The organism is Neobacillus sp. KR4-4, assembly GCF_042136325.1.
Classification (GTDB): domain Bacteria; phylum Bacillota; class Bacilli; order Bacillales; family Cytobacillaceae; genus Neobacillus.
This window is the reverse complement of sequence record NZ_JBHHJU010000022.1, coordinates 1-24,346: the sequence shown is the minus strand read 5'-3', so window position 1 is coordinate 24,346 and position 24,346 is coordinate 1. Positions and strand designations below refer to the sequence as shown.

Genomic DNA, 24,346 nt, shown 5'->3' with positions numbered 1-24,346 from the left:
AAGTTATGGACAAAAATTTTTATTGTCAAAAGAGAGGAAAACGAAATGGGTAACAATTTTAAAGAAGATGTATTGTCACGCCGGACATTTGCGATTATTTCCCACCCAGATGCCGGAAAAACTACGCTAACCGAAAAATTATTATTATTCGGAGGAGCTATTCGAGACGCGGGAACTGTAAAAGCGAAAAAAACAGGAAAGTTTGCAACCAGTGACTGGATGGAAATTGAAAAGCAACGGGGGATTTCCGTTACCTCCAGTGTCATGCAATTTGACTATGAAGGATTCCGAGTTAACATTTTGGATACGCCTGGACACCAAGATTTCAGTGAAGATACGTATCGTACTTTAATGGCTGTAGATAGTGCTGTAATGATCGTTGATGCTGCCAAGGGGATAGAGGCACAAACACTCAAACTATTTAAAGTATGCCGGATGCGCGGGATTCCTATTTTCACATTTATGAATAAACTCGATCGTCAGGGCAAGCCGCCGCTTGAACTGTTAGCTGAATTAGAAGAGGTTCTAGGCATAGAATCATATCCGATGAACTGGCCGATTGGGATGGGGAAAGAATTCCTTGGTATTTATGATCGATATAACAATCGAGTGGAACAGTTCCGAGTAGAGGATGATGACCGTTTTATACCGTTAAATGATGACGGAGAGATTGCCGGAGACCATCCACTAAAAAATTCTGGACTTTATGATCAAACACTAGATGAAATTATGCTCCTCAATGAAGCAGGGAATGAGTTCTCAGCTGAAAGAATTGCAGCAGGTAACTTAACACCAGTATTTTTTGGAAGTGCGTTAACTGCCTTTGGAGTTCAAACATTCTTAGAGTCATACTTAAAGTTTGCTCCGCCTCCAATGGCGCGCAATTCATCCATAGGAGAAATTGATCCGTTAGGGGAACAATTTTCAGGTTTTGTGTTTAAGATTCAAGCAAATATGAATCCTGCCCACAGAGATAGGATTGCCTTTGTCCGTGTGTGTTCTGGGAAATTTGAGCGGGGAATGACAGTGAATATTCCGCGTTTGAATAAACAAATCAAGCTCTCGCAATCAACTTCATTTATGGCTGAAGAACGGAATACTGTCGATGAAGCGGTTAGTGGAGATATTATCGGATTATATGACACAGGCACATATCAAATTGGTGATACTTTGACTACCGGGAAAAATGATTTTCAATATGAAAGACTTCCGCAATTTACACCAGAATTATATGTTAGGGTTTCCGCTAAAAACGTCATGAAGCAGAAGTCCTTTTATAAAGGAATTCAGCAACTGGTTCAAGAAGGAGCCATTCAGCTATATAAAACCGTTAAAACGGATGATTATTTATTAGGTGCCGTTGGTCAATTACAATTTGAAGTTTTTGAGCATCGGATGAGAAATGAATATAATGCCGAAGTTTTAATGGAAAGAATGGGTTCAAAAATTGCCAGGTGGGTAGATAGTGAAACGGTTGATGAAAATCTATCGAGTTCTCGTTCAATGTTAGTGAAAGATAGATATGATCATTATGTATTTTTGTTTGAAAATGACTTTGCTCTCAGATGGTTTCAAGAGAAAAATCCATCGGTTAAACTCTATAATCCAATGGATCAAAATGATTAAGAAGAGTGGCGGAATAGAATCCGCCACTTTTCTTAATGTTTATTAAACTGAAAATTCAGACTAATTACCCATGGACAAATCTTTTCTTAGGACTTTACAATGATTACAATCGTCTTGATAAAGACTAAGGAGGAGATAAGTTGGGAAATGGTTTCTTCTTTACTGGGTTTCCTGGGTTTATTTGTAATCAATTGATTCGCGAAGTAATAAAAAATAATCAATTGATAGGATCTGTTTTTGTCCTAGTCCTGCCTAATATGGTTGAAAGAGCAAAAAAAGAATCGGAAGCTATAATAGCGGAATACGGGTTAGATGAGTACACCTTCCACATTATTGTTGGAGATATAACCAAACCGTTTCTTGCTATTACAGAAGAAGAACAGGAAATCTTACAACAAAGGGTTACCCATGTTTTTCATCTAGCAGCCATTTATGATTTAGCGGTTCCAAGAGAAATAGCGCAAATAGTGAATGTAAATGGTACGGAAAACGTAAATGAATGGGTGCGAAGATTACCAAACCTAAATAGATATATTTATTTTAGTACTGCCTATGTGGTCGGAAATAGAGAAGGTACTCTTTATGAGACGGAACTTATTACACCACCTGGTTTTAAAAATCATTATGAACAAACGAAATATGAAGCAGAGGTTTTAGTGGAAACATTAAAAAAAGAAATACCTGTTACTATCATTCGGCCGGGGATTGTCAAAGGCCATTCCGATACGGGAGAAACCACTAAATTTGATGGCCCTTATTTTATTATGAACTTTTTAGATCGGTTGAAATTTCTTCCTCTCATACCTCGACTAGGGAAAGGTGAAGCTTATGTGAACCTTGTTCCCATCGATTATATTATTCAAGCAACTGTGTATCTTAGCCAATTAGACAATGCTGCTGGAAAAACGTATCATCTAACAGACCCACATCCCTACCGTGCTTCAGAAATATATGAAATCCTGATGAAAGAAATGCTAAACAAACAACCAAAAGGAATGATTCCATTAACTGTCGGGAAATGGTTCCTTTCTATTAAACCGTTGCGCAAATTTCTGGGAGTAGAGAAAGAAGCATTGGACTACTTTACTTGGAGGGGACAATTCGATTGTACACAAGCTGTCACAGACCTAAGGGAATCAGGGATCGCCTGTCCCGACTTTAAAGATGGAATTAAACCAATGACAGAATTTTACTTACAACAAAAAGATAACCCAACCTTTCATATTAAAATTATTTAACGGGGGTGATAATAAATGGATGCAATTCAAGAAAAGCTTAAAATAGTTGCCCCAGCAACAGGAGAGCGGCTGGGGGAAATTCCTGTAACATCTGTTAACGAAGTCGATTCCTTTTATCATAGGAGTAAAACAGCGTTTAAGCAGTGGAGTAATCTGACTATGTCTGAAAGAGGAAAGTATCTATTAAGACTTAAAGATATTATCGTAGAGCAGATGGAAGATATAGCAAAAACAATCGCTGCGGACACTGGAAAAGTGGTAACGGAGGCCTTGGTAGCTGATATCATGCCAACCCTGGACAGTATTGATCACATAATAAAACATGGGGAGAAAATTCTTCAGCGCCAAAGAGTAAAAACGCCTCTTTTATTGATAGGAAAGAAATCATTTATTGAATACATGCCAAGGGGAGTGGTTTTGGTAATTTCTCCATGGAATTATCCCTTTCAATTGGCAATGGTCCCGATGCTTAGTGCTTTGGCTTCTGGGAATACAGTGATTTTAAAACCATCAGAAGTAACTCCACTAGTAGGGAAATGTATGGAGGGGATTTTTGCTAAAGCGGGCATTCCTATGGGAGTTGTTCAAGTTGCACATGGTGGAAAAGAGGTAGGGGAAGCTTTCACAAATGGGAAACCAGATTATATTTTCTTTACTGGATCTGTCCGGACTGGGAAAATCATTCAACAAGTTGCTTCAAAACATCTAATTCCAACAACCCTAGAACTTGGCGGCAAGGATCCAATGATTGTATTTGCAGACGCTCATTTGGAGCGTGCGGCAAAAGGGGCAGTGTGGGCGGCATTTACTAACAGTGGTCAAGTATGTATGAGTGCAGAAAGGCTGTATGTTGAAAAATCAATTTATCCTAAATTTCTATCTTTACTAAAAAAAGAAATTTTAAACTTAAAACAGGGGAACAATGAAGATGACGATGTCGGTTCGATGACTTTCCCAGCTCAAATAGAAATTTTAAGAGACCAGTTAGAGGATGCATTGAGCAAGGGAGCAAGACTTGAGACAGGTCTAATGCCTGAAAAATGGAACAATGGAATGTTTTTACCGCTTATTGTAGTTACAAATGTGAACCATGATATGAAAATAATCCAGGAGGAATCCTTTGGACCGATTCTGCCAGTCATTCCATTTGAGAGTGAAGCTGAAGTAATTAGTCTTGCAAATGATACGGTTTATGGGTTAAATGCAAGCGTTTGGTCAACTGATCATGTAAAAGCCAGAAGAGTATCCTCTAAACTCGTATCAGGAGCAGTAGTGATAAATGACGCTATTATTAGTATTGCCCATCATGGCCTTCCCTTTGGAGGGGCAAAACAAAGTGGAATCGGCAGGTACCATGGGGATGCCGGGTTAAGAATTTTTTGACATGAAAAAGCTATTGTCGAGGACCTCGGCCGGAAAAAGAGTGAAATTCATTGGTATCCTTATCAAGGAAAATACCCATTATTTCTTCAGCTTTTTAAAAGTTATTTCCAAGCTAATCGAAACTGGATTATATTTTCAAAAACCTACTTACGCATCCTCAAAAAGAATTAAGTTGGGAAAAATAATAGAATATCCGCTATTTTTTGGCAGAGATGGATAAACTAAGTTAAGTGAATTCTTAGCTTTAAAAATATGCCACGAGAAGCGGGACTGTACGATGAAAAAGATGAGCAAACTTGAAGCTGTTTTTTGGAATATTGCTTTTCCTGGTTTTAGTCAATTGTTAATGGGTCAATATATCAAAGGAATATTGTTTGTTACATTAGAAGTAATGATCAATTCAAATAGTCACTTTAATTCGGCAATCATGTATAGTTTCTTAGGAGAAATTAACAATGCAGAGAAGGTACTTAATTATCAATGGCTTATGTTTTACCCGTGTGTCTATTTGTTTTCCTTGTGGGATGGTTATCGTTCAGCTATGCCTGAAAATGAAAAATACTCGTTTTTTCCATTTGTCTTCGGTGCCTATTTTGTTACTGTAGGATTAATGGTATCGCCTAAGGTTACAATTTTTCAAATTCATCCTGGCCCAGTTTTTTTACCGATGCTGTTTTTAATCCCTGGGTTGCTTATTGGTTTTTTAATTAAATTTTTATTGTCTTTAAAGTTTCAAAAATAAAAATTACTTATAAAAAGCTTCAAATCAGGATATTCTGGTTTGAAGCTTTTTATTGGGAAAATTTTTTTAAAATGAACCCCCACAAATTGCTTCAGATGGAGCGTAACTATGTAGTGAAAATAAACTTTTTATACATTAGGAACAAGATAAAAGGATGTGGTTTGGGAAAAAGAAAAATAAATAAATAAGGGTTATAACAATAAACAGGAAAAGATAGCCTTTGTTGGGGCTGTTTTTTTTAAATGCTTACCCCCAAAAAAGTCCAAGATAACACTCATATGTTATAATTGGTCGAATAGAGGTGAGCATATGCTAGGTTTATTGTTTATGGACAAAAAGAAAAAGAAGAACACCTTGGAAGAAACGGTTCTTCTGATTCAACAAGGTGACCGTTATTTACTTGATGAAATTATTAATTCCTACAAACCATTTATAGCAAAAACAGTATCTTCTGTATGCAAACGATATATCTATGAAACCGATGATGAATTTAGTATTGGGCTCATCGCGTTCAATGAAGCGATTGAGAAATATTCTACAGAGCGTGGGAACTCCTTATTGAGTTTTTCTGAAGTCATAATCAAAAGAAGAGTAATTGACTATATTCGTAAGCAATCCAAAAATCAACATTTAAGTTTTGACTTAACTAATGATACAAATGAAGAAGAAACAGCTGGAACAATTATTGTTAATGAACTCTCATTAGATGATTACAAGAAAAAGAATGATGAACAATTAAGAAAAGATGAAATTGTTCATTTTCAGAAATTATTAACTACTTTTGATTTAAGTTTTTCTGACTTAGTTGAGAATTCACCTAAGCATGTCGATGCACGCAAAAACGCAATTATCGCTGCAAAATTGTTAGTCGAAAACGAAGAATTAAAAGAAATGTTATTTAATAATAAACGGCTGCCCATTAAACAGTTAGAGAAAATGGTAGATGTCAGCAGGAAGACGATTGAACGAAATAGGAAATATATTATTGCCATTGCACTTATATTATCTAGTGATTATGTTTATATGAAAGATTATATAAAGGGGGTGCTAGACACATGAAAAAGGGAATTATAATGGAAATAGAAGAAGAATTCCTAACGCTTATGACCCCTGAAGGTGAGTTTTTACATAGCAGAAGGCAAAATCAGCCCTATGCAATTGGGGAAGAAATTCACTTTTTTCCCATAGATCATGTTAAAAGCTCAAATCCTTTTAGTTGGTTTAATAGCATTTTTAAATTTAAACCTGTTTGGGCACTAGTGGCTGCGTTCGTTATTATACTTGGCTCATTTTTCCCAATGTATCAAAGTAATAAAGCGTATGCCTATATGTCAATTGATGTTAATCCAAGTATCGAACTTGGTGTTAATAAAAAGATGCAGGTTGTTGAAATTATAGGATTTAACAATGATGGTAAGAAGATTGTCTCACACCTGACTAATTGGAAAAAGAAAAATGTTTCTGAATTAGCACAAACGATTTTCGCTGAAATGAATAAAGAAGGTTTTTTGAGTACAAAAGAACACGTTACCATTTCCGCAGTAAGGACCACCGATCCTGATGAAAAAGTGGAAAAGGAACTTAAAGCAAACATTGAAGAAATTAAAGCATCAGTTGACAAACAAAAGGTTGAACTTATAGTTGTAAATCCTACTAAAGAAGAATTAAAAAAAGCGCATAAACTTGGCATTACAGCTGGTAAATTACACGATAATAACACCAAAGTTTCCATTAATAGAACAAATGAAGTGAAAACGAAAGATAAAAAGAAAACTTCTGATAGTAAACCTAAACAAAAGAAACAGCCTGTTCACTCTACTCCTTCAGGGCCAGTGAAGAAACAAACAGAAAATAAGGCCGTTCAAAATAAGGCATTTGCAGAAAACAAAAGGCAATTGGAAAAGAAATGGATAAATGGAAAAGTTAATCCACCTGGACAATTGAAAAAGATAGATGAACATAATATAAAACAAAATCAAGAGCGGCCTATAAAACAAAATAATAAACAAAAAGAAAAAAAGGCTGAAAACAAAAAATCACAGAACCAAGAAAAGTCTAACGGGAAAGACAGTCATAGAGACTCCTTCAAAGAAAAAAAAGCTGAGAACAAAAATTCGTTGAACCAAGAAAAGTCTAAAAAGAAAGACAATCATAATGGTATCGATAAAAACCAAAGTAAATGGAAAAATAAAGAAAAAGAAATAAATAAACATGAGGATAAAAACTATAAACATCATATCAATAAAAATAAAGATGATGACCAAAAAAATAAAAATTCTCATGGAAGAAATAGATAAATAAAGTCCGGAAGTAATTCCGGACTTTTTCCATATTTATGAAATTATTGTTGTTGTCCAGATAATTGTGCTTGTGCCTGTTGGACAAGGCGTTTTGTAATTTCCCCGCCTACAGATCCATTTGCTCTTGAAACTGTATCTGACCCTAAATTGACTCCAAATTCTTGGGCGATTTCATATTTAACTTGATCTAAATATTGTTCAATCCCAGGTACTAACAACTTGTTACTGCTATTAGCCATATAAATCAGCTCCTTATTTTCAATACAGAGATAATTTTACCTCTGTATAGGTATTATTAATTTATTTTGTTGTTTTATAAGTGGAAATGTTTTTCGTTATTGGATATAAATTTTTAATAAAATGGCTGTGTTAAACTTGTCTGTTGATTTCCGTTCCAGGCACAAGCGGTTCGCGGGCGTGCCGGAGAGCCTCCTCGGCGCTTTTAGCGCCTGCGGGGTCTCCCCTGCCCCGTACTCCCGCAGGAGTCTTCGTGCCTTCCACTCCAATCAACAGAGTGTTAAAATTAATTTTTAACACAGCCAATTAAATAAAAAAGAGCCAAACGGCTCTTTTTTACTATACCTTCACTGCCTCTAATAAGAGGTCAACGATGTGAACACCTCGCATTTTATCAGCAAGTCCTTCCTTTTCAATCCCAACTTTTACTTGTAATAAGCAGCCAGGGTTAGTAGTAACAATTGTGGAAGCGTGGGTATTTTTTGCTTGGTCCATTTTGTAATCAAGCATTTTCATTGACATTTCTGATTCGATAATATTGTATATACCGGCCGAACCGCAGCAACGGTCTGCATCATTCATTTCAACATATTTAGCTCCTTTAATGGACTGCAGAAGGAGCCTAGGGGCAGATGCAGTTTTCATCACATTTCTTAAATGACAAGAATCCTGATAAGTAATTATCTGAGGTGGGAGCTCTAATTTTACCCTTTCATGGAAGTTAACTGAAACTAAAATTTCAGTTACATCTTGAATTTTTTCGGTAAACTTCTTAGCGCGGTCACTCCACTCTGGGTCTTCTTTTAATAAGTGATCATAACCAAGTAAGAATGCACCACAACCGCCGGCATTCGTAATGATAAAATCAACATTTAAATCCTCAAATGCTTTGATATTTCTCTTGGCAAGATCTTTTGAACCTCCTTTTTCACCATAATGACCGTGCAGGGCACCACAACAGGTTTGCTCCTCAGGAATAACAATTTCACAACCAGCCAGTTGGAGTAATTTAATGGTAGCATCATTTGTTTTCATAAACATGGAGTCCATCAAACAGCCGCTAAAGAAAGCAACTCGGTGTGTTTGTTTTCCAATTGGTTCTGCATGAACCGGTCTATTTTTCAGTTCTTTCATCGTTGAAACTGGAGGAAGTATTTTTTCCATTAAGGTTAAATGCTCAGGCAACATACCTAAAAATCCAATTTTTCTCGCCATAGTTTGTAAACCAGAACGTTGGTAAAACCCAATTAGCCCTGTCACATTTTTCATTCGTTTTGGATGTGGGAACAATCCCTCGAAAACTGTTTTTCGAACGATGCTAGTCGATAATGAGTGTTTCTTATTCTGACTGACAATATCACGTGCTTCTTCAAGTAAATGACCATACTTTACTCCAGATGGGCAAACAGTTTCACATGCTACGCAGCCAAGACATAGGTTAAGCGAACGCTCAAAGTCTTCATCCGGTTCAATTAAACCATCGGTAACAGCCTTCATTAAGGCGATTCTGCCCCGCGGGGAATGTGATTCTTTATAGCCTGATTCAATATATGTGGGACACGCGGGTAAACAAAAACCACAGCGCATACAATTTAATAATTCATCTTCATTCATTCTCACTTTAAACTGTTCTTGGATGATTTCTTTTTCTTTCACTGTTGTCATTTTGAAACCACCATGTGTTTTTTGTCGTCTGCTGCGAAAACTGTTCCCTGGCCAGAAACTACCACGCGCTTCCTATAACTTTTTGCAAAAACCTTACCCGGATTCATGATATTATTTGGATCCAAAGCAAGTTTAATGGCTTTCATCACGGCAATTCCTTCTTTACCCAGTTTCCATTCAAGATACGGTGCTTTCATAACTCCGACACCATGCTCACCTGTAATGGTTCCGCCAAGTTCCACTGCTCTTTCAAAGATTTCTGCAAAAGCCATCTCGACACGTTCCATTTCTTCGTGATTTCTTGCATCCGTTGGGCATGTAGGATGGAGATTTCCATCACCTGCATGGCCAAAGGTACAAATTTGCAGATTGTATTTGTCAGCAATGTTATTAATTGCGTTTACCATTTTCGCTATTTCTGACCTTGGGACAGTAGCATCTTCAAGTACAGTAGTTGGCTTGAGTCGTGCAAGTGCAGAAAGTGCTGTGCGCCTTGCAGCAGCTAAGGCTAATGCTTCTTCTTCTGAAGATGCTACTTGAACGGAGACGGCACCTTCCTGCTTACAAACCTTGATGATTTTTTCAATATCACGTTCGACGACTTCAGGTGAGCCATCTTGTTCAATTAATAGAACTGCTTGAACGTCTGTAGGTAATCCAATTTGAGAATAGTCTTCAACTACTCTGATCGTAGGTTGATCTAGGAACTCAAGTGTGACAGGTATAATTTTATTGGCAATAATTTTGGAAACAGATTTTGCTGCAGCTTCTAGATCCTGATACAAGGCTAGCATCGTTTTCTTAGTTTCAGGCATGGGGATAAGTTTTAAAATTGCTTCAGTGATGATCCCAAGAGTTCCTTCTGAACCTACCATTAACCGGGTAAGATCATACCCTGCGACATCCTTTGCCAGTTTTCCACCTGTTCTTACGATATCTCCGTTTGGCATGACAACCTCAAGACCAATCACATAATCCCGGGTGACTCCATATTTAAGTCCACGTAATCCACCAGAGTTTTCGTTAATGGCTCCACCAATCGTGGCAATTTTCATTGAACCTGGATCGGGTGGATAAAAAAGTCCTTTTGCTGAAGCAGCGTTAGCTACATCCAGGCATATGACCCCTGGCTGGACAGTAATCGTTAAATTTTCTTCATCTAAGTCAACAATACTGTTCATATGCTTGAAAAGAATAACTACGCCACCCTCAGTTGGGCATGTGCCTCCACAAAGATTTGTCCCGGAACCTCTCGGTACAATAGGCACTTTATTTTCATTACATACCTTAACAACTTCTGAAACTTCCTTTGTATTCCTTGGGCTGACAACCGCATCCGGCATTGCCTGCAAGTTTGGGGTTGAATCATAGGAATAAACAAGTCTTTCGGTTTTGGCATCATCAAAATTTTCCCTTGAAACAATGCTGATTAATTTGTCTTTTACTACTTTGGAAAGCATGCTGTTTCCTCCATTCACTTCATTCACTGAATACGCCTACAAGGTAAATGTGTTTTTATGTTCTAAATTAAGTATAAAAAAAACAGGCATCTGCCTGCTATGGATAAACATCTAAAAAAACTCAATAATATTTTTTGATTTTTGTTTGTTCATCCAAAAAGAGAATGCCAAGATACAATGTAACTAAATCATGGATATTATTAGGGGTTAATTGTGTTAATTCCTCAACTTTTTTTAAACGATAGTGGAGGGTATTGATATGTATATGTAATGTATTCGATGTGTTCTTCAACGAATGATTTTGCTTAAATAATTCTTTAATGGTTTCTAATAGTTCTGTTTCCTTCAAAAGGGGTCCAATGGTTCTTGTAATAAAATCAGCTTTGGTTTTGGGATTTATTTCTTCAGAAATCATTTCAAGAGTCAAATCTTCATCGAAAATAATCGAGGTATTTAACTTTGCTATGTTCAAAGATCTTTCAGCTTGTCGATAGGAATCACTAATTTCCTGAGAATTCGTTGCCTGACCAACACCAGCAATCGCTTGAATCCCGAAATTGTTTGTCAAGAATTGAAAAAAATGCTGTAAACGTCTCTCAATACTCTCCCGTGTAGGTCGATTAGAGCAATTTATGAGTAATACCATCCTATCATTGCCAGACCTAGCGACAACTTCTTTTGAATTTTGCTGAAACCTATTAAAAATCATTGTCCAACTATCCCTCGAAAGTGGTGCGTTTAACCCGATAAATTCAATAATTACAACCAATCTTTTGACTGTTATGTCAATTGAAAGAAGCTTAGCTCGGTCTAAGAAAGAGTAATTCCACTCTTTGGCTTGGACCCAATCCATTATGAATGATTCTAATGCTCGCGTATGCCATTCAAACTGTTCGGCATAATAATTTTCACTAATAAGGAGTTCAGTCATTTTTCGGATTACTTCACCAAAAGGGGTAACTTTATTTGGTTCGCCAGTAATTCCAATTACTCCAATCACATCATGTTGAAAGAAAATCGGTAAATTAATCCCAGCTTTTACACCTGTTAACTTTAATTGGTCTTCATGTGTAATGATCATCTTTCTTTTTTGTTGTAATGCAATCAAAGCTCCTTCATGGAAAGACCCTACTCGATCGAAGTCAGTGCTTGCAATGATATAGCCTTCCGTGTTTACAACAATAATATCTTCACCAATTAACTTCTGGACTTCTTTGACAATTTTTTCAGCTAATTCAGGTAATATCAAGGGTGACACCTCCAAGAACAACTGCTTCTATTATAGCAGTGTTTGCCTGCAGGTTGTTTGGTAAAAAAAACTCTGGATGTGTCATCCAGAGTTTGGTGAAAATGATGAACTTAATCACTTCCTTGACTTACATCTTTTGAAGGATGCATAAAAGGGTATGCTTGCGGTTTCTTTTTACTTTCCAATAACTCACGGTTTTCACTTGTGTTCCAGCCAATATCATTAGTCGGATGAACCCATTTATCTCCCGCCATAATCGAAGGGTCGGTATCTTTTGTCCAGTTCTCTAGAGGAGAATTAGGCGAGGCATAAATACTATCACCAATCGTAACACCATGTTCATTAACAAAGGGAGGCTCCATTTTTATTCCAGTACCCTCAAAGCTAGGGGCACTGATTTGATGAGGCATGGTTTCATTCAAGCTTACTGGCTCGGGGGACTGTGTATTTTTCATTTTTTTCATTTTCAAATCACTCCTGTTTTTTCTTTATTTTCTTCGAGTAGAGCAAATTTATTTATGAAAAAAAAGGAAAGGAATGATTACCTTTAGTTTGTTCAAAACTAGGGTAGTAAGGTTAAACTATTTTCTGGGAGGATTATTTGATGGCAAAACGTAAAGCAGAATTTGATGCAGTGGAAAAATATACAAAAACACCTCATAAAAATGTTCAAGAAAGTGAATTTTCAGCGGAATTCACTGATAATAACAATGCGATTAGATTTCAAAATCGAAACTCAAAACTAGGGAAAAAGGGAAGAAGTTAATGAAAAGCCGCCGTAAAACCCCACCACGTATTCCTACTGAAGAATTCAGCATCGAATTTGGCGATGTTAACGGCACAAAATTATATGACATTATGCAGGTGACACAAAAAGAGAAGAAAAATAATAAAAAGAAATAAGCCGGCAACGCCGGCTTGTTATTTTTCTAAATATGAAAAAATCTGTGTACGACTGTTCATGGGGTCAAAATAAGCTAAAAGACATGAAGGATGTTTAAAAATCTTCCCGCTTGTTAGGAATTCTGATAAATCAAAGGTGAGTTCTTCAAGCATCGTATGTTTAAACAATTCTTTTTCATCGAGGCCAAGTTCAACAAACGAATCCCCTAAAATAAACGGATGTTCGGAAATTTGTTTGTAAATTTGTGTTCTTTTTTCTTTATTAAAGCTTGCTTCCCACCAAGGTTTTCTTGGTTTGAATTTGTGCTTCAAAAGGTAATCATACTTCATTAGCCCAACAATAACATCAAGCTCAGCAACATCCTGGTGTTCTAAAAAGGTATACAGTCTACGGAATAAATCTTCAAGTTGATGACCAATTCTGGACCAGCCTTGGCTTTCCCAGAAAGAACCAAATTCTTGAAAGAAGTCAAACGGTGAAGGAAATACATTGGTTATTAAATATTCCACAGTAGCATCCATCCGATGGTCATTCCAGTATTTTTCCAACACATCCTCAACTTGCTTAATTCTAACAATATCGTCGAAAGAGAGGACATTGTTGCTTAAGATTTCATAGGGAGAATGATCCATATATATATATTTATGGTCATCTGCCCGAAGCCTTACTCCTGTGCCTCTGAGCATTTTTAGAAAACCTAATTGCAGCTCTTCCGGACGGAGCTCAAATACATCATTGAAAGTCTTTCGAAAAGAAGCGTAATCTTCTTCAGGTAAACCAGCTATTAAATCAAGATGCTGGTCTATTTTCCTACCTTCTTTTACCATTGAGACTGTCCTAGTCAGTTTCGAAAAATTTTGTTTTCGCATCACCAGTTCATTGGTAAAGTCATTGGTGGATTGAACACCGATTTCAAAGCGGAAAAGACCTTTAGGTGCTTCTTGATTAAGAAATTCAATTACTTCAGGACGCATGATATCTGCTGTAATTTCAAACTGAAAGACGGTTCCAGGAAGATGTTCATCAATTAAGAAACGAAACATTTCCATAGCATAACTCCTGCTAATATTAAAGGTACGATCGACAAACTTAATTGTTTTTGCCCCATTAGCCATTAAATAGCGTATATCTTCTTTAATTTTTTCACGGTCAAAGTATCGGACACCCACCTCAATCGATGACAAGCAAAATTGACAGCTGAATGGACAACCACGGCTAGTCTCAATATAGGTGACTCGTTTGCCTAAATTGGAGATATCTTCAGGGAAACGATAGGGTGAAGGTAATTCCTTTAGGTCCAACTTATTCATTTGGGGAGTAATGACTATTTGCTGATTCTCACGTAAGGCAATTCCAGGTACTTTTTTAAAGTTATGATTATTTTGGATTTCAGTTAGTAACTGTTTAAAGGTTTGTTCACCTTCACCCATAACAATAAAGTCCACCTCAGGGACTTTTTCCATCCATTCACGTGTGTCATAAGTAACCTCAGGTCCGCCTAGAACAATAACTAGCGATGGGTCCACTTTTTTTAACAGATTCACCACTTTAATGGTTTCTTCAATGTTCCAGATATAACAGCTAAATCCAATCACCTTCGGTTTCTGTTGATAGAGATCTGTCACAATATTTAAAATAGGGTCCTTTATGGTATATTCCTTAATTTGTATATTAAAATCTGGTGCTGCATAAGCCTTTAGACAGCGAATCGCTAGGTTGGTATGAATAAACTTAGCATTCAGGGTTGAACAAATAACATTCATATAAAAACTCCTTTGCATAAATGAAAACAATATTTTATTATAGCCTAGTTTAGAGAAAAAAAGAAGCAAACGATACAAAAGACCCATGCCGGTTTGGCATGGGTCTTACAAAATAATTATTAAGGAATCATAAAACTGAGGTAATGACTCTGAACAAAGGTCATAATTCCAATAATTATTACTAGGAAGAAGCTGTGTTTGATTGTGAAGCGGAACAGTTCGGATTCCTTACCTGCAAGTCCAACAGCGGCACAGGCAACAGCTATTGATTGTGGTGAAATCATTTTTCCGGTTACTCCGCCGGAAGAGTTAGCTGCCAGAGCTAACACCGGATCCATACCAATAGAAGTCGCAGTGATTTTTTGGAGGTTACCGAATAATAAGTTTGCAGAAGTATCAGACCCAGTAATGAACACACCAAGCCAGCCAAGGAAAGGTGAGAAAAACGGAAATAGTAATGAACCTGTTTTGGCAAGTGTCATTCCAAGAGTAGTACTCATTCCAGATGCATTCGTAACATAGGCAAAACCAACAACAGCAGCAATTGTAATGACTGGATATTTTAATTCATTGATGGTTTCGCCAAAAGTAATAGCCCAATTTTTCCAAGAGATGCCAACGATGAATTTTGTTAAAATTGCTGCGATTAAGATTGCTGTACCGGCTGCTCCAAGAAGTTCCAATTTATATATTGCTGGGATTGGAGCTCCTGCTGTGTTAATGATTTTATTATTTATTAATGGCACATTTGGAATATATGTAAGTGCATGCCCAATAGAATTAACTGCTTTTAAGATGGCGTTTGCCCCCTCGTAATGACCAGTTAATGCAAGCTTAACGGTAGGAATACCCCATAATGTAATAATTGCTGTTAACAATAGGAAAGGTGACCATGCCTTGAAAATTTGCCCTCCCGTATGTTTAACTTCTTGTGTTTTAAGTTTCCTTGCCGATGTAGCAGCAAGTTCTTGCTCAGAAGAAAATCGGAAGATTGTTTTTGGCTTCCAGAATTTTAAGAAGACAGCTAGTGCAAATAAGGAAACTAAAGCTGATAAGATATCGGGAAGTTCTGGTCCCATAAAGTTAGAGGTAAAAAATTGAGTACCAGCAAATGCTACTCCTGATACGAGAATAGCTGGCATGACTTCTTTCGTTTTTTTCCAGCCGGCCATGATAAATACTAGATAGAATGGGATAAAGGCCGATAAAAATGGCAACTGGCGGCCTACCATTTTTGAGATCTCTGTTGCTGCAATACCAGTTGGCCCTTCCATGGCAATAATCGGTGCACCAATCGCTCCGAATGCAACAGGTGCAGTATTAGCAATTAGACAAAGCCCTGCAGCATATAAAGGATTAAATCCTAATCCTACCAAAAGAGCAGCGGAAATGGCAACAGGTGCACCAAAACCAGCGGCACCTTCAAGAAAAGCTCCAAAGGAAAACGCTACCAATAATGCTTGTAAACGGCGGTCCTCCGTAATAGAAACAACAGAGGTTCGAATAATATCAAATTGTCCAGTCTTTACAGTAAGTTTATAGAGGAATACTGATGTAATGATAATCCAGCCAATCGGCAGTATTCCATAGACAGCACCTTGTGAGGCCGACATAAATGCCATACCTGCAGGCATTTTATAGGCAAAAATAGCAATCACCAAGGCTATAGCAAGTGTAGATACTCCTGCAAGATAGCCTTTCATCCGTTTAATGGCTAAAGCCCAGAAAAAGTAAAGAATCGGAATTAGTGCAACAACAGCAGATAATGCGAGATTATCTCCCACTGCTGTAAAGTTTTGAGTAAATGTCATAATAGCTTAATCCCCCCGAATTAGCTTTTTTTGATTTTTTCTCCAAATAATAAATTCTACCCTCCCTTAAATTAGCAATCGCTTACAAATGGTGACAAGGTCATCAGATGACTAGATGTTTCTTGCTTCTAAAATGAATTATAGGGACGAAACCGAAGAAATTCAATCTTTTTTTAAAAAATTTCCATTATTAAATATTATTACGTAACGAATAGTGGAATCTTGTTTATAGTGATAAAGTTGATTATATAGGCAGATTTTTGAAAAAACTGTATAATGAAGATGGATCTAAGAAACAAATGCTTGTTAGGGGCTGGACCGGTGAATTATAAAAAAATAAAACCAAAAAAGATCTATGAAGAAGTAGCAGAGGCCATATATGAAATGATTCGAACGGGTCAGGTTAAACCTGGGGAAAAACTTGATTCGGTACAACAACTTGCAGAAAATTTCCAAGTAGGCCGCTCCGCCATCCGTGAAGCGTTAACCTCTTTAAGAGCGATGGGGCTCGTTGAAATGAAGCAAGGGGAAGGTACTTTCATAAAGGAATTTGAATCAGATCAAATTACTTTCCCACTATCAACAGCTATTTTAATGAACCAAGAAGACATTGCTCAATTATTAGAGGTTCGTAAGATTATTGAAATTGGAACGGCTGCTGCAGCTGCGAAAAAAAGAACAAGTCACCATTTAGTAATGATGGAGGAAGCACTTGAAGAAATGAGAAATGCTCAAGGGAATGAAACACTGGGCGAAAAAGCTGATCTCCAATTTCATTTTGCTCTTGCCGATGCCGCGCAAAACCCTTTGCTGCTTAGCTTGATGAATCATGTTTCTGGATTAATGGGAGAAACCATGAAAGAAACACGTCGTGTTTGGCTCTTTTCTAAACAAACCACGATGGAACGACTTTATGATGAACATAAGGATATATTTGAAGCGGTTAAAGAACAGGATGAAGAAAAAGCAAGAAAGTTTATGCTTTTACATCTTGAGAACGTTGAAGCCGTATTACAAAAATATTTTCAATCTGCGAATTTTACAAGCTAACTTTTTGTATAATTAATTCAAAAAACATGCAGCCTCCAAACTAATTTGGAACGCATGTTTTTTAAAATTTTCTTTTTTTTTACTGGAAGCACTTTCAATAGGGTCTACTTTTATTGTAGTATGAATGATATAAAAATCTTAATTTTTTTCAATTAGTCATCAGATGACCAGTTCATCAGCGGAACTCGTGTAAATTTGAAAAATAGGAGAGGAAGACAATCATGAAGGTTACACTTTTTGCAACTTGTATTGTAGATATGTTCAAAAGTAATGTAGGAAAGGCCACTGTCGAATTACTTGAGAGGCTCGGGTGTGAAATTGATTTTCCTGAATCGCAAGTTTGTTGCGGGCAGCCATCATATAATAGTGGTTATGTTAAAGAAACAAAAGAAGCTATGAAACGAATGATCGACACGTTTAGCGATGCTGAATACATAGTCTCTCCATCAGGGTCCTGCATAACTATGTTCCATGAATATCAGCATATCTTTAAGGGAGACCCGGTTTGGGAACCAAAAGCAAAAAGACTTGCTGAAAAATCATTTGAACTTACGCAATTCATTGTTGATGTTTTGAAAATTGAAGATGTCGGTGCCCGTTTTGAAGGAAGTGTAACCTATCATACCTCCTGTCACATGACAAGATTGTTGGGTGTAAAGAAAGCTCCTATGATTCTATTAAGTAATGTAAAAGGTCTAAGGTTTACTGAATTGCCTGGGAAGGAACAATGCTGTGGTTTTGGGGGGACTTTTGCGGTAAAAATGGCTCAAATTTCAGAGCAAATGGTGGATGAAAAAGTCCGACACGTTGAAGAAACTGGGGCTGAGTATCTAATCGGTGCGGATGCAGCCTGTTTGATGAATATCGGCGGAAGAATTGATAGAGTTGGTAAGCCAATCAAGGTAATGCATATTGCCGAGGTATTAAATAGCCGTTGATTTTGGACTCTGTTGATTGAAGTGCCTGGAGCGGAAATCAACAGACAAGTTTTATTAACTTAGAAGAATGGAGGAATGATTGTATGGCAATGAAGATTAGCACAGAACATTTTAAAGAACGTGTTGATAAAGGAATTCATGATGACTTCATGCGCGGGGCTGTTGCTGGAGCACAGGACGGTATGGGTGTAAAAAGAAGAGTCGCCGCTGAGGAACTAGGAAACTGGGAAGAATGGCGCTCGCATGGAGAAGAAATCCGCCAACATGTACTGGAAAACTTGGATTATTATTTAGAACAACTAAGTGAGAATGTTGCCAAGCGTGGCGGACATGTATTTTTTGCACAAACTAAGGAAGAAGCAAATGAGTACATCCAAGGGATTGTAAAAAAGAAGGAAGCCAAGAAAATTGTTAAATCGAAATCGATGGTAACTGAAGAAATCAGTTTAAATGCAATGTTGGAAAAAGAGGGATGTGAGGTTATAGAAACAGACCTTGGTGAATACATTCTTCAAATTGATGATCATGATCCCCCATCACATATTGTTGTACCAGCGCTTCATAAAAATAAAGAACAAATTCGTGATGTGTTTACGGATAGGTTAGGTTACACAAAAACATCAAAACCAGAAGAATTAGCATGGCATGCCCGTGAGATGCTTCGTAAGGAATACCTATCAGCCGATATCGGAATTACTGGCTGTAATTTTGCTGTGGCCGAAACTGGTTCTTTTAGTCTAGTAACTAACGAAGGAAATGCTGATTTAGTAACAGCATTACCTAAAACACAAATTACAGTTATGGGAATGGAAAGACTGGTTCCAACCTTTGAAGAGATGGAAGTTTTAGTTAGTTTACTAACGAGAAGTGCGGTAGGTCAGAAATTAACTAGCTATATTACTGTGTTAACAGGACCGAAAGAAGCATTAGATGTCGATGGTCCGGAGGAATTTCACCTTGTCATTGTTGATAACGGAAGATCCAAGATACTTGGGGGAGAGTTCCAATCTGTTTTACAGTGTATCCGCTGTGCTGCCTGTATTAACGTATGTCCAGTGTATCGGCATGTGGGCGGGCACTCATACGGCTCTATTTATTCCGGCCCTATCGGTGCAGTCCTATCACCATTATTAGGCGGATATGACGAATTTAAAGAGCTTCCTTACGCTTCTACCCTATGTGGTGCTTGCACAGAAGTATGTCCAGTAAAAATCCCGTTACATAACCTTCTTCATAAACACCGAGAAGTTATTGTCGAAAAAGAGGGAAAAGCACCAATATCCGAAAAGCTATTAATGAAAGCTTTTGGTTTAGGGGCAGCCTCTCCAATCATGTATAAGATAGGATCTAAGATGGCACCCGCTGCCATGAACCCTTTTACAGTGGGTGAGAAGATAACTAAAGGACCAGGTCCATTAAAGGCTTGGACAGATATTCGAGATTTTCCGGCACCAAATAAAGAGCGATTCAGAGATTGGTTTAAAAACCGTGAAAAAGGAGGCAAATAATCATGGTTGGGACGATTCACAATCGAGATAAATTTCTAAACCAAATTGCGGGCAGTCTTGGGCGGCCGCGCATTTCCTCCCCCGTTGAAAGGCCGGCCTGGAAATTCCAGCCCCAATATGAGGTATTAAAGGATGCTACACAAGATGAATTGTTAGAGGTTCTTAAAGAGCAATGTGAAAAAATTCATACGCGCCTTTATGTAACTGATAGCAATGATTTACCTTCAGTCCTAAATGAAGTAGTCTCTGGCTTTGGCGGTGGTCCGATTGTCACATGGAAAGATGAACGCTTTTCCAAGTGGGGACTCGATCCACTTATAAAAAAGGAATGGCCAGCACAGAATATAGAAGTTTACGAATGGAATCATAGCAAGGGGCACCAAAACATTGCAAAAGCAGAGAAGGCCAATGTGGGGATTACAATTAGTGAAATAACACTGGCTGAATCCGGAACGGTCGTATTGTTTAGCGATGAGAATAAGGGGAGAACTGTCAGTTTTCTCCCTGCCACCTATATCGCACTTATACCGAAAAGTACACTAGTACCGCGCATTACGCAAGCATCTCAAAAGATGCGGGAGATTCATAAGAAAACTGGTCACGTAGCTTCATGCATCAATTTTATTACTGGACCGAGTAACTCTGCAGATATTGAATTGAATCTTGTCGTTGGAGTTCATGGACCTGTAAAGGCATCATATATTGTCATTAATGATTTATAAAAATTTTTAGAGGTCTGTACCATAATCGGTGCAGGCCTTTTTTGTTTTATCCTGTTATACAACAATTTATAATCTGTTATATAATGAAATGTCGTCTTGAATATCATATATACTTGCGTTTATTCAATAATTAACTTTTGTGTTACAAAATTTTTTTCTTTGTGTTTGACTTTTATCACAGATTAATAAAAATATTCGTTTTACAATGGTTGTGGGATAGTAAAATTTTATGTCTATTTCGTGGAGTTTTATTGAACGAAGTCAGGGAGGGACATTATGTCTATTTTACCGAAAAAAAATGAACTAGGATTTTTTGAAATCCGTCTTGAATCAATTGGGGGGTTAGGTGCTAACCTTGCTGGAAAAATGTTGGCGGAGGCAGGCGTTTTGAGTCTTGGCTTGAAAGGATCCAATTTTTCATCCTACGGATCCGAAAAAAAGGGCTCTCCAGTAAAGAGTTTCATCCGCTTCTGTGAACCAGAAGTGGAAATTAGAGACCATAGTCCAATTGAACAACCACATATTGTTGGGGTTTTCCATGAAGCTTTATATAGAACTGTTAATGTTGTCAGCGGATTAAATGCTGATGGTATCGTACTCGTTAATACCTCGAGAGATTTTGATGAAGTAAAAAAGGATTTACAATTGCAATACGGTACACTTGCTATAATAGATGCCCTTTCGATTGCCGTTGAGGAAAAAACGAAAGTAAATACAGCCATGCTAGGTGCACTCTATCGCATTTGTGACTTTTTAGATCCAGAATCAATGAGAGATGTAATAAGGAAAACGTTCACAAAAAAATACCCACATCTAGTTGAACCAAATATCCGTACTTTTGATCGCGGTTATAATGAGGTTCAATTTAAAACATACGAAGTACCAGCCGGTGCGGAAGGAAAATCCTTTACCCGTTCATTGCCAATGCTTGGATACATGACCCAGGAAATCGGTGGAGTCATGGTTTCACAAGCTAATAGTATTTATAAAGATTTAAGCGGCTCACGCCAAGGATTCCTTCCAGAATTCCAGCAAGAGAAATGTATTAACTGTGCAGCTTGTGACAATGTTTGTCCGGACTTTTGTTTCGTTTGGGAAGAAGGGGAGGATAAGCGCGGCAGAAAACAAATGTTCCTTAAAGGTATTGATTATCAATACTGTAAGGGCTGCCTGAAATGCGTGGAGGCCTGTCCAACAGATGCCCTTGGTGATCTTCGTGAGTTACTTGGGTATGCAGATGAACACCGCGTAAAGCAAAACTTTCCGTATATTGCAGGAGGGGTCCAATAATGTCTATTTTAGAAGATAAATTAACAGCAAAAAGGATTGCAGAACAAATTTCTACTTTTGAATCAGGGAATGAAATGGCCGCAATGGCTGCAGCCCAAATCAATTATCATATTATGGGATACTTCCCAATTACGCCTTCCACAGAGGTTGCTCAATTTCTAGATCAAATGAAAACACGTGGAGAACATGATATTAAACTGATTCCTGCAGATGGTGAGCATGGTTCGGCCGGGATTTGCTATGGTGCAGCAGCAACTGGTGCAAGGGTAATCAATGCAACAAGTGCAAATGGATTCTTGTATATGCTTGAGCAGATGCCAGTCCAATCAGGTACTCGTTTTCCTATGGTAATGAATCTTGTTACACGTGCTGTCAGTGGTCCATTAGATATTCGCGGAGATCATTCTGACTTATATTATGCTTTAAATACAGGCTGGGTCATATTAACAGCAAAAACCCCGCAAGCAGTTTATGATATGAATATTATGGCTTTAAAAATTGCAGAACATTCTAAAGTCCGTTTACCTGTTATTGTGGCTTATGATGGATTCTTTACTTCTCACCAAAAGCGCCGGGTGGAATTCTTTAAGGATCGCAGTGTTGTGCAGCAATTTGTGGGTGAATGCCCAACAGATTACAACTTTATCAGGGATTTAAGTAAACCAGTAACAATTGGTGCGCATATGAGCGGAGATGATTTCCTTAATAATCACTTCCAGCAGTCAGAAGCAATGTATAATGCTGGTGAGGTATTTAAAGAAGTAGCTGAAGAATACGCGAAGCTTTCTGGAAGAGAATATCCTATACTAGATTTATATAAAATGGAAGATGCAGAGGTAGCTTTATTTCTATTAAACTCTGCAGCAGAATCTGCTAAAGATGTTGTGGATCAACTTCGTGAAAAAGGAATAAAGGCTGGTGTGATCAGCCCGAATATTATTCGTCCATTCCCAGCAAAAGAAATTCGCGAAGCTCTTAAGAATGTAAAATCATTATTAATTGGGGAACGCGCGGATTCTTATGGAGCAAATGGGCCTAATCTTACACATGAAGTGAAATCTGCCCTTCAAGATGACAAAGACAACAAGACGATTGTGTTAAGTCGTGTATTTGGACTTGGAGGTAAGGATTTCTATGCAAGTGATGCCGAGGCTTTCTTTGATATGGCATTGGATACATTGGAAAAAGGCTTTGCCGAAAAGCCATTTGATTACTATGGACATATCCCTGGCAATCCTGAGAAAATTCTCAAACCAGTTATTTTACCACAACATGGGGATGTCTTTAAAACCGGATTAATTGATGTAAAGATGGATGAAGAAACCAATAAATTAAAAGTGAAAATTCCACCACTTAGGGCCTTAACTGGTAAACCGAAACGAATTGCATCAGGTCACGGTGCATGTCCGGGCTGTGGTATTTTTGCTGGTCTTGAGTTGTTCTTTAAAGGAATTGAAGGAGACATCGTTACACTATTCCAAACTGGATGTGCCTATGTAACAACAACATCCTATCCAAGCACATCCCATAAGCAAACAATGATGCATAATTTATTCCAAAACGGTGCTGCAACGTTATCAGGTACAGTTGAAGCATTCATGGAATTAAAACGCCGCGGTGAAATTCAAGTATCTGATGATGCTACATTTGTAATGATTACTGGCGATGGCGGAATGGATATCGGAATGGGATCAGCTATTGGTACAGCTCTTCGTGGTCATAAGCTAATTATGCTTGAATATGATAATGAGGGCTACATGAATACCGGCTCACAAATGTCATATTCCACGCCAATCGGTCATATGACAAGTACTTCTGGTGTAGGAAAAACACAGCGTGGTAAAGCTTTCCATCATAAAGATACCGCACAAATAATGGCAGCAACGAATATTCCATATGTATTTACTGGTTCCGAGGCATTCCCTCAGGACCTAGTGAAAAAGGGTGCAAAAGCACAATGGTATGCACAAAATGTTGGAACAGTTTATGGTAAAATTCTCATCACATGCCCACTTAACTGGAAATCCGATGACCGTTTTGGCACAACCATTGTGGAGGCTGCGGTAAACTCTTGTTTCTTCCCGCTTTATGAAGTCGAACAGGGTGTTACAACAATCACTTACAATCCAGAAGAAAAGAATAAACGAATTCCACTTTCGGATTGGTTAAAGTATATGGGAAAAACAAAACATCTACTAAAAGAAGAGAACAAGCCAATGTTAGAAGAGTTTGAAGCTGAAGTTGAGAAAAGATGGCAGCGTCTAAAAGCAAAAGATGAAAATCCAATGTTGTAAATAGTAGAATAGATCAAAGACACTTCCTTTTGGGAGTGTTTCAGACTGTCGACAAATCCGAAGGATTTCGGGTTTTAAATCGACAGTCTTTTTTGTTTGGCTCATTAAACTAGTCTGTTGATTTCCGTTCCAGGCGGCTTCGCTTTCCGCGGGCGGTTCGGGGAGC

General features: G+C 37.8%; 22 protein-coding genes. 14 read left to right on the top strand and 8 right to left on the bottom strand.

All coding sequences use genetic code 11. The features are described 5' to 3' along the window. The first annotated feature begins 45 nt into the window (after positions 1 to 45). The 6 genes from ACE198_RS19635 to ACE198_RS19610 all read left to right on the top strand — a co-directional run bounded on the left by ACE198_RS19635 (position 46) and on the right by ACE198_RS19610 (position 7,286). Complete coding sequence (locus ACE198_RS19635; RefSeq protein ID WP_375376761.1) at positions 46 to 1,626, top strand: peptide chain release factor 3; 1,581 nt, start codon at positions 46 to 48, stop codon at positions 1,624 to 1,626. 140 nt (positions 1,627 to 1,766) lie between these two features. Continuing rightward, on the top strand, positions 1,767 to 2,864 hold the full coding sequence (locus tag ACE198_RS19630) for an SDR family oxidoreductase (RefSeq protein ID WP_375376760.1): 1,098 nt from the start codon (positions 1,767 to 1,769) through the stop codon (positions 2,862 to 2,864). Positions 2,865 to 2,879: 15 nt separating this feature from the next. Then, positions 2,880 to 4,247, top strand: a complete 1,368-nt coding sequence (locus tag ACE198_RS19625) for an aldehyde dehydrogenase family protein (RefSeq protein ID WP_375376759.1) — start codon at positions 2,880 to 2,882, stop codon at positions 4,245 to 4,247. A gap of 277 nt (positions 4,248 to 4,524) precedes the next feature. Next, the gene (locus ACE198_RS19620; protein WP_098572542.1) at positions 4,525 to 4,989 is read left to right on the top strand and encodes a hypothetical protein; all 465 of its coding nucleotides are present in this window, start codon (positions 4,525 to 4,527) and stop codon (positions 4,987 to 4,989) included. Positions 4,990 to 5,298: 309 nt separating this feature from the next. After that, positions 5,299 to 6,048: an RNA polymerase sigma factor SigI gene (sigI, locus tag ACE198_RS19615; RefSeq protein ID WP_375376758.1), complete on the top strand. Its 750-nt coding sequence runs from the start codon at positions 5,299 to 5,301 to the stop codon at positions 6,046 to 6,048. Then, positions 6,045 to 7,286 carry an anti-sigma factor domain-containing protein gene (locus ACE198_RS19610; protein WP_375376757.1) on the top strand — a complete coding sequence of 414 codons (1,242 nt, stop codon included), beginning with the start codon at positions 6,045 to 6,047 and terminating at the stop codon, positions 7,284 to 7,286. The genes sigI and ACE198_RS19610 overlap by 4 nt, the downstream gene beginning before the upstream one ends. Before the next feature lie 44 nt (positions 7,287 to 7,330). Here the strand turns inward: ACE198_RS19610 and ACE198_RS19605 are convergent, their stop codons facing one another. The 6 genes from ACE198_RS19605 to ACE198_RS19580 form a co-directional block, all read right to left on the bottom strand. After that, positions 7,331 to 7,528 (bottom strand): alpha/beta-type small acid-soluble spore protein, encoded by a 198-nt coding sequence (locus ACE198_RS19605; RefSeq protein WP_026566245.1) that lies wholly within the window; start codon positions 7,526 to 7,528, stop codon positions 7,331 to 7,333. 130 nt (positions 7,529 to 7,658) lie between these two features. After that, the gene (locus ACE198_RS19600; RefSeq protein WP_375376805.1) at positions 7,659 to 7,826 is read right to left on the bottom strand and encodes a multidrug transporter; all 168 of its coding nucleotides are present in this window, start codon (positions 7,824 to 7,826) and stop codon (positions 7,659 to 7,661) included. 39 nt (positions 7,827 to 7,865) lie between these two features. After that, positions 7,866 to 9,191 (bottom strand): (Fe-S)-binding protein, encoded by a 1,326-nt coding sequence (locus ACE198_RS19595; RefSeq protein WP_375376756.1) that lies wholly within the window; start codon positions 9,189 to 9,191, stop codon positions 7,866 to 7,868. After that, positions 9,188 to 10,651, bottom strand: coding sequence for a glycolate oxidase subunit GlcD (gene glcD, locus ACE198_RS19590; RefSeq protein WP_375376755.1), 1,464 nt, complete (start codon positions 10,649 to 10,651; stop codon positions 9,188 to 9,190). Before glcD ends, ACE198_RS19595 begins: the two co-directional genes overlap by 4 nt. Before the next feature lie 121 nt (positions 10,652 to 10,772). Beyond that, positions 10,773 to 11,900, bottom strand: a complete 1,128-nt coding sequence (locus ACE198_RS19585) for a CdaR family transcriptional regulator (protein WP_375376754.1) — start codon at positions 11,898 to 11,900, stop codon at positions 10,773 to 10,775. A gap of 110 nt (positions 11,901 to 12,010) precedes the next feature. After that, positions 12,011 to 12,364, bottom strand: a complete 354-nt coding sequence (locus tag ACE198_RS19580; RefSeq protein WP_375376753.1) for a DUF3905 domain-containing protein — start codon at positions 12,362 to 12,364, stop codon at positions 12,011 to 12,013. Positions 12,365 to 12,504: 140 nt separating this feature from the next. Here ACE198_RS19580 and ACE198_RS19575 point away from each other — a divergent pair, with 140 nt between their 5' ends. Together ACE198_RS19575 and ACE198_RS19570 are read left to right on the top strand one after the other, a co-directional pair. Beyond that, positions 12,505 to 12,666 (top strand): hypothetical protein, encoded by a 162-nt coding sequence (locus tag ACE198_RS19575; protein ID WP_166257651.1) that lies wholly within the window; start codon positions 12,505 to 12,507, stop codon positions 12,664 to 12,666. After that, a complete protein-coding gene (locus ACE198_RS19570; RefSeq protein WP_180230027.1) occupies positions 12,666 to 12,803 on the top strand; it encodes a hypothetical protein in 138 nt (45 codons plus the stop codon). Before ACE198_RS19575 ends, ACE198_RS19570 begins: the two co-directional genes overlap by 1 nt. Before the next feature lie 18 nt (positions 12,804 to 12,821). On the opposite strand, the gene ACE198_RS19565 is transcribed toward ACE198_RS19570, so the two are convergent. Further along, positions 12,822 to 14,567: a B12-binding domain-containing radical SAM protein gene (locus ACE198_RS19565; RefSeq protein WP_375376752.1), complete on the bottom strand. Its 1,746-nt coding sequence runs from the start codon at positions 14,565 to 14,567 to the stop codon at positions 12,822 to 12,824. Between the two features lie 119 nt (positions 14,568 to 14,686). Beyond that, the gene (locus tag ACE198_RS19560; RefSeq protein ID WP_098572550.1) at positions 14,687 to 16,378 is read right to left on the bottom strand and encodes an L-lactate permease; all 1,692 of its coding nucleotides are present in this window, start codon (positions 16,376 to 16,378) and stop codon (positions 14,687 to 14,689) included. A gap of 321 nt (positions 16,379 to 16,699) precedes the next feature. Between ACE198_RS19560 and ACE198_RS19555 the strand changes: the two genes are divergently transcribed. From ACE198_RS19555 to ACE198_RS19530, 6 genes are all read left to right on the top strand, one after another. Beyond that, on the top strand, positions 16,700 to 17,428 hold the full coding sequence (locus ACE198_RS19555) for a FadR/GntR family transcriptional regulator (protein WP_375376751.1): 729 nt from the start codon (positions 16,700 to 16,702) through the stop codon (positions 17,426 to 17,428). A gap of 221 nt (positions 17,429 to 17,649) precedes the next feature. Next, positions 17,650 to 18,366, top strand: a complete 717-nt coding sequence (locus ACE198_RS19550; protein ID WP_098572552.1) for a (Fe-S)-binding protein — start codon at positions 17,650 to 17,652, stop codon at positions 18,364 to 18,366. 83 nt (positions 18,367 to 18,449) lie between these two features. Beyond that, positions 18,450 to 19,874, top strand: coding sequence for a LutB/LldF family L-lactate oxidation iron-sulfur protein (locus ACE198_RS19545; RefSeq protein ID WP_375376750.1), 1,425 nt, complete (start codon positions 18,450 to 18,452; stop codon positions 19,872 to 19,874). A 2-nt stretch (positions 19,875 to 19,876) separates the two neighbouring features. Then, on the top strand, positions 19,877 to 20,596 hold the full coding sequence (locus ACE198_RS19540; protein ID WP_375376749.1) for a LutC/YkgG family protein: 720 nt from the start codon (positions 19,877 to 19,879) through the stop codon (positions 20,594 to 20,596). A 276-nt stretch (positions 20,597 to 20,872) separates the two neighbouring features. After that, positions 20,873 to 21,886, top strand: coding sequence for a 2-oxoacid:acceptor oxidoreductase family protein (locus ACE198_RS19535; RefSeq protein ID WP_375376748.1), 1,014 nt, complete (start codon positions 20,873 to 20,875; stop codon positions 21,884 to 21,886). Continuing rightward, positions 21,886 to 24,180: a thiamine pyrophosphate-dependent enzyme gene (locus ACE198_RS19530; RefSeq protein ID WP_375376747.1), complete on the top strand. Its 2,295-nt coding sequence runs from the start codon at positions 21,886 to 21,888 to the stop codon at positions 24,178 to 24,180. Before ACE198_RS19535 ends, ACE198_RS19530 begins: the two co-directional genes overlap by 1 nt. The last annotated feature ends 166 nt before the right edge of the window (positions 24,181 to 24,346 follow it).